At 40.6% G+C, this 16,781-nt stretch carries 14 protein-coding genes; 10 read left to right on the top strand and 4 right to left on the bottom strand.

Annotation, left to right across the window (positions count from 1 at the left end; all coding sequences use genetic code 11):
* Positions 1–133 precede the first annotated feature (133 nt).
* Both speA and speB read left to right on the top strand, forming a co-directional pair.
* Positions 134–2,047: a biosynthetic arginine decarboxylase gene (gene speA, locus AN392_RS16635; RefSeq protein WP_055013319.1), complete on the top strand. Its 1,914-nt coding sequence runs from the start codon at positions 134–136 to the stop codon at positions 2,045–2,047.
* A gap of 3 nt (positions 2,048–2,050) precedes the next feature.
* Entirely contained in the window at positions 2,051–2,974 is a 924-nt protein-coding gene (gene speB, locus AN392_RS16630) for an agmatinase (protein ID WP_055013318.1), read from the top strand.
* Between the two features lie 64 nt (positions 2,975–3,038).
* Here the strand turns inward: speB and AN392_RS16625 are convergent, their stop codons facing one another.
* The 3 genes from AN392_RS16625 to AN392_RS16615 are packed head-to-tail and all read right to left on the bottom strand — an operon-like array spanning position 3,039 to position 5,454.
* Positions 3,039–3,290, bottom strand: a complete 252-nt coding sequence (locus tag AN392_RS16625; RefSeq protein ID WP_235575605.1) for a hypothetical protein — start codon at positions 3,288–3,290, stop codon at positions 3,039–3,041.
* Between the two features lie 35 nt (positions 3,291–3,325).
* Positions 3,326–4,366: a M48 family metallopeptidase gene (locus AN392_RS16620; protein ID WP_055013316.1), complete on the bottom strand. Its 1,041-nt coding sequence runs from the start codon at positions 4,364–4,366 to the stop codon at positions 3,326–3,328.
* The gene (locus AN392_RS16615; protein ID WP_055013315.1) at positions 4,366–5,454 is read right to left on the bottom strand and encodes a YjgN family protein; all 1,089 of its coding nucleotides are present in this window, start codon (positions 5,452–5,454) and stop codon (positions 4,366–4,368) included. Before AN392_RS16615 ends, AN392_RS16620 begins: the two co-directional genes overlap by 1 nt.
* A 174-nt stretch (positions 5,455–5,628) precedes the next feature.
* Here AN392_RS16615 and AN392_RS16610 point away from each other — a divergent pair, with 174 nt between their 5' ends.
* The 8 genes from AN392_RS16610 to msrB all read left to right on the top strand — a co-directional run bounded on the left by AN392_RS16610 (position 5,629) and on the right by msrB (position 14,556).
* Positions 5,629–6,360: an RNA methyltransferase gene (locus AN392_RS16610; protein WP_055013314.1), complete on the top strand. Its 732-nt coding sequence runs from the start codon at positions 5,629–5,631 to the stop codon at positions 6,358–6,360.
* A 68-nt stretch (positions 6,361–6,428) separates the two neighbouring features.
* Positions 6,429–9,830: a chromosome segregation SMC family protein gene (locus AN392_RS16605; RefSeq protein WP_055013313.1), complete on the top strand. Its 3,402-nt coding sequence runs from the start codon at positions 6,429–6,431 to the stop codon at positions 9,828–9,830.
* A 73-nt stretch (positions 9,831–9,903) separates the two neighbouring features.
* Positions 9,904–10,650: a cell division protein ZipA gene (gene zipA / locus AN392_RS16600; protein WP_054202488.1), complete on the top strand. Its 747-nt coding sequence runs from the start codon at positions 9,904–9,906 to the stop codon at positions 10,648–10,650.
* Positions 10,651–10,728: 78 nt separating this feature from the next.
* Positions 10,729–12,750: an NAD-dependent DNA ligase LigA gene (ligA, locus tag AN392_RS16595; RefSeq protein ID WP_055013312.1), complete on the top strand. Its 2,022-nt coding sequence runs from the start codon at positions 10,729–10,731 to the stop codon at positions 12,748–12,750.
* Entirely contained in the window at positions 12,743–13,087 is a 345-nt protein-coding gene (locus tag AN392_RS16590; RefSeq protein WP_008115215.1) for a DUF3392 family protein, read from the top strand. The genes ligA and AN392_RS16590 overlap by 8 nt, the downstream gene beginning before the upstream one ends.
* Positions 13,084–13,584 (top strand): DUF2919 domain-containing protein, encoded by a 501-nt coding sequence (locus AN392_RS16585; RefSeq protein ID WP_055013311.1) that lies wholly within the window; start codon positions 13,084–13,086, stop codon positions 13,582–13,584. Before AN392_RS16590 ends, AN392_RS16585 begins: the two co-directional genes overlap by 4 nt.
* An 8-nt stretch (positions 13,585–13,592) precedes the next feature.
* Positions 13,593–14,033 (top strand): hypothetical protein, encoded by a 441-nt coding sequence (locus tag AN392_RS16580; protein WP_055013310.1) that lies wholly within the window; start codon positions 13,593–13,595, stop codon positions 14,031–14,033.
* Between the two features lie 82 nt (positions 14,034–14,115).
* The gene (gene msrB / locus AN392_RS16575) at positions 14,116–14,556 is read left to right on the top strand and encodes a peptide-methionine (R)-S-oxide reductase MsrB (protein ID WP_008115220.1); all 441 of its coding nucleotides are present in this window, start codon (positions 14,116–14,118) and stop codon (positions 14,554–14,556) included.
* A 124-nt stretch (positions 14,557–14,680) separates the two neighbouring features.
* Here msrB and AN392_RS16570 read toward each other — a convergent pair whose 3' ends face one another.
* Positions 14,681–16,312: a response regulator gene (locus tag AN392_RS16570; protein ID WP_055013328.1), complete on the bottom strand. Its 1,632-nt coding sequence runs from the start codon at positions 16,310–16,312 to the stop codon at positions 14,681–14,683.
* Between the last annotated feature and the right edge of the window lie 469 nt (positions 16,313–16,781).

Below are 16,781 nucleotides of genomic sequence, written 5' to 3'. Positions count from 1 at the left end.
TTGAAGCTTTTATTTATCAATTTCAATCCTAACTCGTTACGAGTAGAAATACTTGTTGGACATGAATCACTATTTTTCTTTTAATGCGCGGCAACTAGCCGGTTTGGCATTCATAAATAAAAGAGAAAGATAAATGAAAGAGACAACATCACTAGAACAAGCTCGTACGAGCTACAACGTTCGTCATTGGAGCCAAGGTTTTTTTGGTATTAATGATCAAGGTGATGTGTATGTTGCGCCCAAGGCTGATGCCCCACAGCAAACCATTGCACTAACAGACATTGCTAAGCAACTTGAAGACAAAGGTTTAAGCTTACCAGCACTTGTTCGTTTTCCACAAATATTACACCATCGTGTGCATAGCCTATGTGGCGCATTTAATACCGCAATAGAAAGCTATGGCTATCCAAAAGACTATTTATTAGTTTATCCAATTAAAGTAAATCAACAACGTGAAGTCGTTGAAGAAATTGTTGCCAGCCAAGCGCAAGTAGAAAAAAAACAGCTAGGTTTAGAGGCTGGTAGCAAGCCAGAGTTATTAACTGTATTAGCGCTGGCTGAAAAAACCAGTGCGGTCATTGTGTGTAATGGCTACAAAGATAAAGAATATGTGCGCTTAGCGCTGATTGGCGAAAAGCTGGGCCATAAAGTGTATATCGTACTTGAGAAATTGTCTGAGCTGGACATGGTGCTTAGCCAAGCCAAAGAACTTAATGTAAAACCGCGTATTGGTATTCGTGTGCGTTTAGCATCGCAGGGCAAAGGTAAATGGCAAGCAAGTGGCGGTGAAAAATCGAAGTTTGGGTTGTCTGCTTCACAAGTGCTGTATGTAGTAAACCGTTTAAAAGAAACTGATCAGCTTGATTTAGTACAGCTTGTGCATTTTCACTTAGGGTCGCAAATGGCCAATATTCGTGATGTACGCTTAGGTGTAAGTGAAGCTGCGCGTTTTTATTGTGAATTACGTAAGTTGGGTGCACACATAGAGTGCCTTGATGTAGGGGGTGGTTTAGCGGTTGATTACGACGGCACACGCAGTCAATCACACAACTCAATGAACTACAGTTTAGCTGAATACGCAAATAATATTGTGTACACCATAGGTGATATTTGTAAGCAGTATGAACAGCCTTTTCCTACCATTATTTCAGAGTCGGGAAGAGCATTAACAGCGCATCACGCGGTACTAATTTCCAATGTAATTGGCACCGAAACGTATACACCGGAAGAAATAGAAGCGCCAGCTGATGATGCGCCGCAGTTACTTAAAAATATGTGGATTTCATGGCAACAATTGCATGTGCTTACTGATGACCGTGCATTAATTGAGATTTTTCACGACAGCCAAGGTGATTTAGCTGAAGCGCATAGTCAGTTTGCGATGGGATTATTAGATTTAACTCAGCGTGCATGGGCAGAGCAAATAAACTTACGCGTGTGTTATGAACTTAATAAATTAATGGATAACAAAAACCGTTTTCATCGACCGATTATAGATGATCTGAATGCGCGTTTAGCGGACAAGTTTTTTGTCAATTTCTCATTGTTTCAGTCATTGCCTGACGCGTGGGGTATTGACCAAGTGTTTCCGGTATTGCCATTAAGTGGTTTAACGCAAGCTCCACAAAAACGGGCTGTTTTACTAGATATCACCTGTGATTCAGATGGCGCATTAGAGCATTATGTAGATGGTCAAGGTATTGAAAGTACGTTACCAGTACCAGAGTTTACAGCAGACAAACCTTATTTAATGGGGTTTTTCTTAGTAGGTGCCTATCAAGAGATTTTAGGCGATATGCATAACTTATTTGGTGATACGCACAGTGCTATTGTCAATATGGATGAGCAAGGTATTGCTAGCATTACAGAGATTAATCATGGTGATACTGTCGCTGACATGATGCGTTATGTGCATTTAGATGTTGAAGGTTTTCAGCAGTCATATGCGCAGTTAGTGAGCGCAAAAATTGCACCAGACGAACAGCAAAGCGTTTTAGACGAGTTGCAAAGCGGCCTTGATGGCTACACTTATTTAGAAGAGTTATAAGCAATGTCTAGCTTGTTTGGTTGTGTTGACCACTCATTGTACTCAAATGGGATGACGTTTTTACGTCGTCCTATGGTACAAAACATTAACGCGATTGAAGCCGATGTAGTGATATTGGGTCTACCGTTTGATTTAGCCACTTCAGGGCGCCCTGGTGCCCGCTTAGGACCTGATGCTATTCGCAGAGCATCGGTACATTTAGCATGGGAAGATACAAAATACCCATGGACATTTCCATTGTTTGAGCGCTTAACCGTGGCGGATGCTGGCGACTTTACTTATCCGGTAGGCGACCCTGAATATTTTACCGCGCAATTAGAAATGGCGGCAGAGCAAATACTTCGCCAAGGTAAAACATTATTAGGCTTGGGTGGCGATCATTTCGTAACGTTACCACTATTGCGCGCACATGCAAAAATTCATGGCAAAATGGCATTAGTTCACTTCGATGCACATACCGATACCTATAGCAACGGCTCGCGTTTTGATCACGGCACCATGTTTTATCATGCGCCAATGGAAGGGTTAATTGATGTTAATCACAGTATTCAGCTCGGCATTCGTACTGACTTTGATCAAAGCAGGCATGAGTTTGCAGTGATTGATGCCATGCAAGCCAATGATCTCCATGCGAATGATATTGCAGCTCAGATTATTGAGCGAGTGGGTGATTTACCGGTTTACTTAACCTTTGATATAGATTGTTTAGACCCCGCCTTTGCACCAGGTACGGGCACACCCGTGTGTGGTGGTTTAACCTCTGATAAAGTGCTTAAAATCTTACGCGCACTGAAAGGGGTTAATATGGTGGGAATGGATGTGGTTGAAGTATCCCCGTCGTACGACCAAAGTGAGCTTACCGCCATTGCCGCTGCAACGATTGCCAGTGAATTACTGCATTTGTGGGCATTTAAGCATAAATATTAATATGTGTTAATGCAGTTTAAAAAGCGCCAATTTGGCGCTTTTTTTGTATGAAAATAAAAGACTATTAAAACTGCATATTGTGCTTTTTAGCATAAATAAAAAACACCGGAATTTCGATTATGACGTAAGTTAAAAAAGTAAACCAAAACCAATTAACTTCAAATATTAACCAGCTAAATTGCACGCCCGAGTTGTAATAAAGGCTAGATGCAATTAATAGTGTAATGCCTGTTGCAAATAAATCTTGCACCGATACTTTTTTAAAGCTGCTGCCTGCAAAGCGCGGATAAATAAACCCGTAGCCTAGGGTTATCATAATGATAGCCAATAAGAGCAAATTTAGTTCAGGGGTCATTGTGGTTTATATTGCCTCGCATATTCTATTCGCTCTTGAGAACTTGGGTGCGTTGATAAATACTTTAACCAAGTATCATCATAGCTCCCTTCTTGCGCTTGTAAATTATTTTCCAGTGCTTCAATTGCATCAGCAAAGTCGTGGTTAGAATAGCCTAATTTTAAAAGGTTTTTAATCGCATATACATCGGCTTCTTGTTCCATATCTCGCGAAAACGCTTGTTGTAAAAAAGATGAGCCAGAGCCAAGCACGACTTCTAATATACCTTCTAAGTCACCAAAAATAACTGCAAATACAACGGTGCTCGCTGCAGCTTGTGCTGCAAGGCGAATGCTGTGATGGTGCTGAACATGACCAATTTCATGAAGTAAAATAGCACGCAGGGCATCAGGGTCATTTTTTAATAGATCAACAAGTTCGTCAGTTACTACAACCCGACCATTTGGAAGAGCAAACGCATTAGCTGAAAAATAATCAGACTGATAAAAAGATAGCCTAAACTTTGCACTGTCTAAATTGAGCGAGTTGAGCATTAAACGCCATTGTTGCTGTATTTCTGATTGCTTATTAGTGGAAAGTTGAGAAGGTTCCAATGCGACTTTTTCTATTACACTGAGCGTTTGCTCTCCCATCGTTTCAATTGTCGAGGCAGGTGCTAAGTTAACGCTATAAACTGCTACTGATGGTATTAAGCGGTATAAAATTAACCAAAGCAATAGGGGAATTAGCAGCACGGATGCAACAATAAGAATCTTATTTTTTTCTAAGCGTTCACTGAGTCCATGCTCTTTAAGCGCGAATGGCCACCTAAATTCTACATCTTGAGGAATAAATCGCCCACCATCAGCAAAATTTAACTCTGACGCCATGCCAGGTAACGGGCTATCAAGTTGGCAATTGTCTATTGTTGATGCAAGTAACGTCGTATTCTCAGAGTCAACAAGTGTTATTTGCTCATGGGAAAGGTGTGCATAGCTTTTAATACGTTGGCTGCTATTAGGGTAATAATAACAGCCAAAAATAGGATAATTACTCATTAGGTGAGTGAAATATCAATATCAAACACATTGGCAGCTTCTTCAGCAAATGATGACTGCTCATTTTGTGCAACATCAATCAACGAAAGTGCGCCGCTATAAATAGTGACTTCTGTAACTGATGCTAATAGTTTTGCTCTGCGTACTTTAGCCCAAGGGTAGGCCAGTCCTAAGGTAAATATAATTGCCAGTACATTGGTAAATAGTAAGATGGCATAGTCAATGGCTTTTAAGTTCGAATCAAAGGTAGCGACTTCTGTAAATTCACTGTTATTAAAAATATGATTTCTAATAATCGAATGATAAACAGCGCCTACTAGTGTTAAAAACGCAACATACAACGTAGCAATTAATAGCGGCACTACAATTGTCGAAAGGCTAAAGTTTTGTGTGTTTAAGTTACCGATAGTTAAGGCACTTGCACCAGCAAAGAAGCCAAAAATAACTAAGCCACCTATTGCAACTCCTAGGGTAATAAGTGCTGCGATGTAATAGCGTTCGCCTTGAAGATTTACTGTAAGTGGCTTATTTCCATAGCTGATGTTTTCATGCATATATTGATCAATTCGCTTTAATACATACGGCAGTAATAGGTGTAATGTGAATACACTTGCAATAGGTAATAAAACAAAGTTAATAAATGCATCGCCGTAATTACCTGAAAAGGCAAAGCGTACATTACGATGGCGAGTCATACGCATATTAAAACGCAGACCTTGGTTGATGATCCACGGCAATAAAAATAAAAAGCCAATAGCAAATAAAAGGCCTATCGCTGGTGCGAGGCTGCTAAGTAAGGTGTAAATTAAAAATGCGATGACCGCTAAAATGCGTCCTTTTAAAATTTGTATTGGGGTCGCTAGATAGTCAAAGCTATGGCCGTCGATACGCGTATGACCGTAAAAATAACGATAGGTGCGAACTTTTGCCCATGCCGAATAAATTCCGAGAGTTATAATACTCAGCAGTATATTAACAATCCATATACCAAAAAATTCGCCGGCTTTGCCGCTAAATTGTACTTTACCGCTAAAAATAGCAGGGGGTGTTTGATTTGACTCAGATGAAGTTGGGTGTACTGGTTCCATTTTAAAAATATATCCATGTTGTTTTTTGTAAATTTACCTTTTTTAGATAAAAAAAACAATCTTTATAATTAGCTAGCTGATTGTAAGTAGGCTATTTTTATTGCTTTTACTGTTTATGGGGCTGCACTTTAAGTCACCTCTGGTATACTGTGCAGATAATTTAATGGGGCTGTCATGATTTCAAAAAACCAACTTAAACTTATTCGCCAGCTTGGCCAAAAAAAGTATCGCAAGCAATTTAACCAATACTTAGTACAAGGCGAAAAAAACGTACTGGAGTTATTAAATAGTCCATTAAAAGTAAACGATGTATTTGCAACGCAAAGCTTTATTGATAATAACCAAAGCGCATATCCTCAAACGCATTTTATTACAGCAGATGAAGAGCAGCTAACAAAGGCCAGTACTTTGGTAAGTAATAATGCGGCTATTGCAATTATTGATATGCCAAGCACCGTATTACCAGATGAAAACAGTTTAATATTAGCCTTAGATGGCGTATCTGATCCTGGGAATTTAGGTACCATCATTCGCGTGGCTGATTGGTACGGTATAAAACATATTGTTGCTAGCACTGACAGTGCCGATCCGTATAACCCAAAAACAATTAGCGCCACAATGGGGTCGTTCGTTCGCGTATCGGTAAGCCAAGTTGAATTGCCTGAATACTTATCTACATTAAACATGCCTATTTATGGTGCATTTTTAGATGGCCAAAGTGTGCATAGCACTAAATTTAGTGGCCAAGGTGTATTGCTTATGGGCAGTGAATCACATGGAATACGCGAGCAGTGTGCAAAATTAGTGAGCAACAAAATAACCATTCCGGCTTTTGGCGGTGCAGAGTCGCTTAATGTAGCAATGGCCACGGGTATTATTTTAGATAATTTTAAACGCCAAGCTTAACTTTTTAGCTATTTATGCGTTAAGTTACTTATAGTAAAAAACAATAATAAATCGGTAATAACAATAAAATGCGCTTAAGCACTATTAAATTAGCGGGCTTTAAATCGTTTGTAGAGCCCACTAAAATTCCATTTCCTGACCAAATGACGTGTGTTGTCGGCCCTAATGGCTGTGGCAAATCAAACGTCATTGATGCGGTGCGATGGGTGCTTGGTGAAAGCTCAGCTAAAAATTTACGTGGCGATGCCATGACCGATGTCATTTTTAATGGCTCTACTAACCGCAAGCCCATTTCGCAAGCCTCCGTTGAATTAATATTTGATAATACCCAGGGTAAGTTACCCAATACTTTTGCTGATCGTAACCAAGTGGCTATTAAGCGTTTGGTGACTCGCGATGGGCAGTCATTGTACTTTCTAAATGGCAGTAAATGCCGAAAACGTGATATTACCGACATATTTTTAGGCACGGGCCTTGGGCCGCGAAGCTACGCTATTATTGAACAAGGGATGATCTCACGTTTAATTGAGAGCAAACCGCAAGAGCTACGTGTTTTCTTAGAAGAAGCCGCAGGGGTCTCTAAATACAAAGAGCGTCGCCGCGAAACGCAAACACGCATAAAAAGCACCCGAGAAAACCTAGAGCGACTGCTTGATGTTCGTCAAGAGTTACAAAACCAGCTTGATAAACTGGCGGTACAATCGGTTGAGGCTAAAAAATATCGCGAACTTAAATCCCAAGAGCGCACCTTAAAGGGGCAAATAGCGGTATTAAAATGGCAAAAACTGCATCAACAACAGCTCGATAAAAGTGCGCAAATAAAAAAGCTGGATGACCAAATCAGCTTCTTTAAAACGGCGCATTCAGGCCATGATGATGTTCTGGCAAGCCTTGATGCTCAAGTGCAAGCTCAACAAGATAAACTCGATGATGCACAGCAACAGCAGCATCATACGCATACTGAATTGACTCGCAGCGAACAGCAGCAGATTAGCATTAAGCAACAAACGCTGTCACTGAAACAAAATTTAGCCAAGTTAGAGCAACAAAAAAACCAAAGTGAAGAAGCTAAAACGCAGCAACAAAGTCTCTGCCAAGAGTTAGATGACAGCTTGCAACAGGCTGTAGAGTATAACTTAATGTGCAGCGAGCAGGTTATAGAGCTTACCGATGAGGTTAATCGGCTGCTGGAGATTAAAAATACCGACACATCACAGTGGCAATCGTTAACAGAAGACTATCAAAAATTAAATAATCAGCAGTTAGCGCATGCAAATGCAGTAAAACATACAGAGCAGAAAATCAGTTATGTTAAGCAACAACTAACGCAGCTTGATGAGCAAATAGATGAGTTAAAACGCAGTGAGATAGAGCAGCAATTAATTCAGCAACAGCAGCACAGACAAACGCTAACAGAGCAGCTGGCTAACGCGCAAACTGCTCATAGTAGAGGTCAAAGTGCTCAGGCAATACAGCAGCAACAGCTTGATGAAGCTCAGCAGCAATGGCAGCATTTATCTCAGCAAGTTAATGAACTAAAAGCCGGTATAGCAGGGCTAAAAACTACCCTTGGACTTGAAAAAAACAGCGATAAAACTTTAACTTTATTCAAACAGTTAACTGTTCAGCCTGGTTATGAGTTTTTAGTAGAGCAGGCGCTGTCATCACTTGAGCACATTCATATTTCACCAGGTAAAGCAGAAAATAGCACGTGGCAAATACCCTCACAGTCTGTGGCAAGCAATAGTATTGCTGCCTTTATTAGCGCTGGTATCTACCCCGAGTTATTAAACCATATTGCTTATGATGCCGAGGGTCAAACACACCATCTTAACGATGCCAGTTATATTGCAGTGATGGATAAGCAAGGGGCGTTACATGGTCGAAATTGGCATCTCAGTGGCGAAAAAAATGCAGAAAATTCCTTATTATTAATGCACAAAAAGCTCAAGCAGCAAGAAACCTTACTTGAGCAACAACAAAAGGCATTGACGGACGCACACTCCACACTTGAAGAACATCAAGCGCAAGCTGCATTAATAACCGAGCAGCAAAACGAGCGCAAAGACACTATTCATCAATTAGCACAACAGTTAGCCGTAGCAACAACGCGTGGTGATATGCTCAAAGCGCAAGCTGAACAACATCAGCAACAGGTGACGAAATTACAACAACAACGTCAGCCACTGCTAGAACAACAGCAGCAGTTAAGCGAATTGTTGGGCGAAGAGCTTGATAAAAATGAACAGCTTGCAGAGCAGTTAGAGGCCTTAGCTGTAGAGCTTAACCAAGCCGATAGCACACGAATAAATAGTGATGAACGTTACAAACAAGTTTTGAATAATGCTGAACAATATAGAACGCAAGCACATCAGGCAAACCTTAATGAGCAAAAAGTGCGCAGTGAGTGGCAGCTCAGTCAAACCAAGTTGAACCATGCCGAACAAGCATTAACAATGGCTGTAGAAGGAACGCAAGAGCTAATAGAGCAAATTGAGGCGTTACTTATTCCTGAGCAAGAGCTTGCACTAAGTATTGAACAATTATTAGTGCAGCACCAACAAGGCGAACAAACCCTTGTGGATATTCAACAGCAATTAGCTCAAGCAAAACAAGAATTACAAAACAAACAAGCGAGTTTAAAAACGTCACAAACTGAGCTGGTGGCATTACAAGAGCAACACCAGAAGCTGAGTATTGAAGAGCAAAGCCTATTAATAAAAGCGCAAGCGGTACTTGAGCCACTTAGCGAGCTTAATCAAAATTTAAAACAGGTTTTAGCAGAGCTTCCTGCAGAGTTGTCATTAAATGCAGCGCAAAATCAACTTGCTGGAGTCAGTAATCAGCTTGAGCAATTAGGAGCCGTTAACCTTGCAGCCATTGATGAATTTGAACAAGCTAAGCAAAGAAGTGATTATTTAAATAATCAGCTGGATGATTTAACCCAGGCATTGACAGCTTTAGAAGGCGCTATTCATAAAATAGATCGTGAAACGAAAACGCGCTTTAAGTCTACCTTTGATCAAGTGAATCACGATTTTGGCCAGCTTTTTCCAAAAGTATTTGGCGGCGGCAGTGCTTACTTAGAATTAACCAGTGACGATTTACTCGAAAGTGGTGTTAGTATAATGGCAAGACCTCCGGGTAAAAAAAATTCGACAATTCATTTGTTAAGTGGTGGAGAAAAAGCGCTGAGCGCATTATCATTGGTGTTTTCAATATTCAGGCTCAATCCAGCTCCATTCTGTATGCTGGACGAGGTAGATGCCCCATTAGATGATGCCAATGTGGTTCGTTTTTGCCGATTGGTTGAAGAAATGTCACAATCTGTGCAGTTTATTTATATAAGCCATAATAAAATTGCAATGGAAATGGCGGGTAGATTAACGGGTGTAACCATGGCAGAGCCAGGCGTGTCGCGCATGGTTGCTGTAGATATTGAACAAGCGGTGCAACTTGCACATGCATAATTTTATAGTCATTTGCTAGTTGTTTTGGGTAAAATGATGGCAGTTAGACATATTAATAATAAAAGGTGAGGGGATGGCCGAAGAATTAAGATGGGTTTTAATTGTGATCAGTGTGTTTGTCATTGGTGGCTTATTAATACACGGTTTGTGGTCAGTAAGAAAAAAAGAGAATGCTGAACTCCCTGCAAGCGAGCGAGTTGAACCTGTTCAAGAACAGCAGCCTTCATCTGTGCATACTGAGCCACAAGAGCCAACGTTAGCGCAACGAGAAGAGCCACAAATGAGTGAGTTAAACTTCAGTGCTGATGAGCCACAAATAGATGTTAGCCCAGCTGATACAGCTATTGAAGATGACCTTGAAGTCGTAACCGAAGAGGCTGTTGATACACAACAAGACGCCCCTAAAGATGTTTCAGACTTTGTGATTGTGCATATTCAAATGCCAGAAGGACTGACCATGCAAGGCAGTAAATTACTGCCAGCAGTTAACACGCTAGGTTTTAAATATTCAGAAGAAGGCTTTTTTAATCGCCATCTAGACCCTGCAGGCCAAGGGCCGGTGTTATTTAGACTGGTAAATATGTATAACCCTGGCACGTTCGATATTGATAATATGGAACAGTTTAGTACCGCAGGCGTGAGTTTATTTATGACTCTACCATGTGATGGCGATGGCCTTGCTGCGTTTAATATGCTGCACAGCGCCGCTAAGAAGCTAGCAGATGAATTTGGAGCTGAAATCTTGGATGCTGAGCGAAACGAAATGACGGTAGAGCGTATTCGTCAATATGTTGAGCAGGTTCGCGCATTTTCTGCGTAATATACGCATAAGTTAAATTTTGTAAGCCACTGGGCGTTCACTCGTCAAAGTGGCTTTTTTTATGTTTTTGAGGTCTACATGGCAAGCAGCATTAGTGAGCAAATTAATCATCTTCGTACCACGCTTGAGCAACACAATTATAGTTATTATGTGCTTGATACACCCAGCATACCCGATGCCGAATATGATCGCTTATTACGTACTTTGAGCGAATTAGAAACCCAGCACCCTGAGTTTTTAACCGCCGATTCACCTACTCAAAAAGTAGGTGGGGCGGCGCTTGCCAAGTTTGAGCAAGTAGCACACCAAGTGCCTATGTTGTCGCTTGATAACGCTTTTGGTGAAGACGAATTCAATGGTTTTAATCGTCGTATTAAAGAGCGTTTAATGAGCACTGAAGAGCTTACATTTTGCTGTGAGCCTAAACTGGATGGCTTAGCGGTATCGATTATTTATCGCGATGGGGTATTAGTGCAAGCAGCGACTCGTGGCGATGGTTTTACTGGCGAAAATATTACTCAAAATGTAAAAACAATTCGCAATGTGCCATTAAAGTTACGCGGTGATGATTACCCGCGTGAGCTTGAAGTGCGCGGTGAAGTGTTTATGGATAGCGCGGGCTTTGAAAAATTAAATGTCGAAGCAGAAAAGCGCGGTGACAAAGTTTTTGTAAACCCACGTAATGCGGCAGCGGGCAGTTTACGCCAGCTAGACTCAAAAATTACCGCAAAACGGCCACTGATGTTTTATGCCTACAGCACCGGATTGGTCGCCGATGGCACATTACCTGAAGATCATTACCAGCAACTTGCCAAGCTTACTGATTGGGGATTACCACTGTGCCCAGAAACAAAACTAGTTGAAGGCCCAAAGGCCGCGCTTGCCTATTATAATGACATTTTAACGCGCCGTAGCGAGCTAAAATATGAAATAGATGGCGTGGTAATAAAAGTAAATAAAAAAGCCCTACAAGAGCGCCTAGGCTTTGTTGCGCGTGCACCGCGCTGGGCTATTGCTTATAAGTTTCCGGCGCAAGAAGAAATAACGCAATTATTAGATGTTGAATTTCAAGTAGGTCGCACAGGGGCAATTACTCCCGTAGCACGACTAGAGCCGGTATTTGTTGGTGGTGTTACGGTATCGAATGCAACGCTGCATAATGCTGATGAAATTGCCCGTTTAGGCGTAAAAGTGGGCGACACTGTGATTATTCGTCGCGCTGGGGATGTGATCCCACAAATTACCCAAGTAGTGCTTGAACAACGCCCAAGCGATGCAAAAGAGATTGTGTTTCCAACTATGTGCCCAATTTGTGACTCGCACGTTGAGCGGGTTGAAGGTGAAGCTGTTGCACGTTGTACAGGCGGCTTGGTATGTCAAGCACAGCGCAAACAAGCGATTAAACATTTTGCCTCACGTAAGGCTTTAGATATTGACGGCTTAGGCGACAAAATTGTTGATCAATTAGTTGACCGAGAGCTGATCAAAACCCCTGCTGATTTATTTATTTTAAAGCAGGGACACTTTGAGTCACTTGAACGAATGGGACCAAAATCAGCAAAAAACTTAGTTGCGGCGCTTGATGATGCTAAAACCACTACCTTAGCAAAGTTTTTATATTCACTGGGTATTCGTGAAGTCGGTGAGGCCACAGCTCAGAATTTGGCTAATCACTTTTTAACGCTTGAAAACGTGATTGATGCCAGCATTGAACAACTAATAGAAGTAAGCGATGTAGGTGAAATAGTGGCGAAGCATGTTCGCGGCTTTTTTACTGAAGAGCATAACCTGACAGTGGTAAACGAATTAATAGCGCAAGGAGTAAACTGGCCACAGTTAACAGCGCCATCAGAGCAAGAACAGCCGCTAGCGGGTTTAACTTATGTGCTAACTGGGACGCTTAATACGCTTAATCGTAATGATGCAAAAGCGCGCCTACAACAATTAGGCGCCAAGGTTTCTGGCAGTGTTTCAGCAAAAACAGATGCCTTAGTGGCGGGCGAAAAAGCCGGCTCTAAGCTCACCAAAGCGCAAGAGCTTGGTATAGAAATACTGACAGAGGATGATTTAATTACTTTGTTAGAGACTCATAATGGCTAGTTTTACAAATATACTTAATACCTTGTTAATTGACCTAGGCCAATGGTTACAGGGCTATTTGCCGCATTTATCACTGCTTTTAATGGTGTGCTTAGTGTCGCTGTATGCGGATGACATTTTAAAGTTAACCAAAGGTGTCGTAGCTAGGCGCCACTTTATTATTAGGGTGGCGTGTTTTGTGTTGATAACTGCGTTTGGCTTTGGCTTGTTAGTGGTGTGGTTAAGCCCACTGCTAACTAAAGCTTTACTGTTTTTTGGCACTAAGTGGTTAGCGCTTACCTTATTAGTGGCATTTTTTATTTTGGGCACTATTGCCGATAGGAAAAATCAGTTGTGAGTCGATATGGGCCTGAATACTGGGATAAATATGGTAGCTATCGTACGCCATTAGCGTTTCACTTGAGTATTTTAGTACTATTGCGCGCCTATTTTATTTGGGTAATAGCCGCGTTGAGTCGTCGACCTGAGCTTGATTTAATGTCATTGTTTTTTAAGTCAAAAGATGATTTTTTTATTGCTATAGCGATCGGTGCTGTAGCCATTGTACCCACTATTTTATTTTGTTTACGAAGGCCAAGAGACTCGCATCAAGCAACACAACGCTTGGCGCGTATTTGGCGGTATATGCGTTGGCCGCTGATTGCGTGTGCATTAATTGATTTGTCGTGGTTAAGTATTCAGGCAGCCCATAGCCATTATCGCTTCTCATTGTTTTTAGCTGTGCAAATGGTGATTGTATTATGGGTGTTGTGGTATTTGGCAAAAAGTCGTTACTTAAGCGTTTTCTTTAGTGATTGGCCCGAGCCGACAGAAAAAGCAACTGATAAAAAGTAAGAGGGCTTATGCACAGTATCAATAAAAAAATAGCACAAGTAATTGCTTTAATAGGGCTCATTATTATAGCGAGTGGCTATTTTTTTTCTTTAGGGGAACACCTTTGGTTTAAAGCTGGGTTAGTAATGTGGGTTGTGGTGTTTTGTTCGTGTTGTTACCGATTAACGCCGTTGTTTAAAATGCGCAATCCGCTGCGTAATTTTATTCAACGCGATGCGCAGCACTTATTTGTTTTTAGTTTAACAGGGCTGTTTGATAAAAAAAATGGCCCGCATTGGTTAGTCATCAGTAATATTGAGTCGATAGAAATAAGAAACGATGAGCTAATAGTGCATAGTAATAATGACAGACAATTAAGCGTGAGCATTCCTGGCAGTCAAGCCCAATTGCATGCCTATGTAAACCGTATACTTACAGCAACAGAAAAGCACACTATAGTCTTTAGATAGCGTTGATCGTGGTATTAGCCACAGGCGTACCAGACTACAAGTAAATGATTGCTAGTTAAATTAATAACGTAATGAGGTTCTTATGTTGAAGTGGAACGATATTGTTAATTTTGCCAACCATGGCAATCCAACACCGGTTCGAAAAGTGGTTAAAACAGATCAGCAATGGCGCGAACTGTTAAACGAAGAGCAATATTATGTGACCCGTAAAAAGGGAACTGAACGACCAAATAGTTCGAGTAGTTGTACCTTGTTAGAGCCAGGTAAGTATGTGTGTGTTTGTTGTGACAACTTACTATTTGATGCAGATGAAAAGTTTGATAGTGGCACCGGCTGGCCTTCATTTACCCAACCGGCAACTGAGGAAGCGATTGGTTATGTCATGGATAATAGTCATGGCATGGAGCGAGTTGAAGTTGTTTGTAATGTGTGTGATGCGCATTTAGGGCATATTTTCCCTGATGGGCCACTTCCTACTGGTTTACGCTACTGTGTAAACGCACTGGCAATGAAAAAGCTCTAGGGTCTGTTGACCTTTCAAGGTTAAATTTGCAGCGGTCTGTTTGGGATTTAGGCAAGGCCGCGCCTATGTGGTGTGGTTACTCCCCATAAATAGGCGATAACGTAGCATTAATGCCAAACAGGCTCTAACTAATCTCTAGTTTCATTTCTTTAGCAATCTGAAGTAGTTTATCGAACCGCTCTGATTGCTCTTCTGCTAGGGGGGATTTTTTTAATAGTTTAAAGCACTTTTGAGCCAGCACACTATTGAAAGAGTCACCATGTTTTTTTGACTTATCCACTAAACATTGCAATAAATTAAGCGCAATACTTGGATTGTGTGGCATGACTCTAAATGCTTGGCTGAATGCCTCTAAGGCAACATTTAATTGGCCGCGCTCAAACTGCTTAACAGCATGATTATTGAGCTCTTTCGGCCCCATTTTAATATCACGTCTTTCACTTTGCTGTTGCTGTATATAACGCAAGTAAGTAGCATCGCTTCTACTTGGGTGACGTTCGCAATGATCAATTATTTGGCTAAATAGCGCTTGCGCCTTTTGGTGAAAACCTAATTCATGCAGTGCTTTTGCCTTGTCTAGGGCACCATCTACTGAACGTATTTGAGTATCGCTGTCATCAAGTTGCTCAATGAGCTGTTTCGCTTTTTTATGTTCATCTTTTAAATAATAAAGGCGTGCATTGAGCACATCGATTTGAGTTTGCGCATTACTGGTTGGGAATTGTGTTTTTAGCTCATTAATATATTTATTTGTTTGACGAGAGATCCTGTTTATTTGGTCGGTTTGATCTGTGGTCAATGCAAAATCAATCCCAGCACGAGCAGCATTTAAATAAATGTCTGGGCTATCATGCATAGAGTACTTAGCATAAGTGGCAATATCTTTTTGAGTTAAGTAGCTGGTTTCATAATCTCTATTAATGAGCGATACGCTGTTCAGTGATTTTTGACGGTCTATATTACGTGGAGCAATATGTGTCGCTTGGCTTAAAAAGTCTTGGGCTAAATCAAATTGGTTTAGTTTTATTTCTAAACGCCCCAATAAGTCTAAGGCTATAAGACGCGTTTCATTTCGTTCAAGCATTGTTTTAAGCATGCGTTGAGCTAAAATATGCTCATTGTTAGCAATTAAGGCTTCTACCAATCCTACTTTTGCCCATGCAAACTTTTGCATATTCAAAACTGACTTAAAAAAATCTTTCGCTTCTTGGTTTTGTTTTAGCGCCAGTAAAATATTGCCTTTTAATCTAAGTAGAATAGGGCTGTATTTATTACTTTTATCGAGTTGGGCATTAATTTGTTTCAATGCTTTAGACTGGTTATCGTCATCAATTAAAGTGTATATAGCTTTTAAGTCGCTTTTACGTTTGAGAATACGCTCTATGCGCACTCTTAACTCGTGTACAGAGAAGGGTTTTACTAAAAAGTCATCGGGTTGAAGTTCTAATACACTGTGAACTAACTCTCCGCTAGTTTCCGCAGATGTAAAAATAAACCCAGTAGAGTGTTTTATTAATGCTTTAGCGCGTAATTCTTCATAAAGCTGGTAGCCATCTTGGCGTTTGCTTAGATTAAAAGAGCAAATTACCAAGTCAAATTCTTCATGTAAGCATTGTTCTTTTGCCGCTAGAGCATGATCTGCAAAACGCATATGTCCAAAGCCAATTTTTTCGAGCGACTGTTTCATGTAGCTTTGAGCAAGTGGCTGCTCTTCTACAATCAGTATTTTTGCTTCATTAAAAATATTTTTAGACATTGGCTTAAGCGTAATTGAATTTAACACAGACTATAATCAACAGTTTAGACGCTTACAAGGTAATTTAAAGATTCGCCTCGAAGATGAGAGCTTATTAAGCAAATTAATTCTAAAGGTTTATATTTTTACCTTAAAAGAGCTAAAAACCCATTTAAAGTAAATGAATAGCACGCGTAATAAAGTAAGTTTAAACAAAATGATTTTGGAGATAATAAAACTCGAAAGATAAATTTTTGGTATGTGATTGGAATACTGATTTTTTGAAACCGAAGAATTACTTGGTAACGAATTTCTAAATGGTAATTAATACTGAACTTGAACTAAAAGAGTGGAGGATAATGAATATTAAAATGGAAGGTGGTACTGGAGGATTTAGATTTTTGTAATATGCACCATTCAAAGAATGGTGGGTCGTACTGGACTTGAACCAGTGACCCTCGCCTTGTAAGGGCGATGCTCTCCCAACTGA

The organism is Pseudoalteromonas sp. P1-16-1b (genome assembly GCF_001401785.1).
GTDB lineage: Bacteria > Pseudomonadota > Gammaproteobacteria > Enterobacterales > Alteromonadaceae > Pseudoalteromonas > Pseudoalteromonas undina.
The sequence above is the reverse complement of the archived record's forward strand: the minus strand, read 5'-3'. Positions and strand labels throughout refer to the sequence as shown.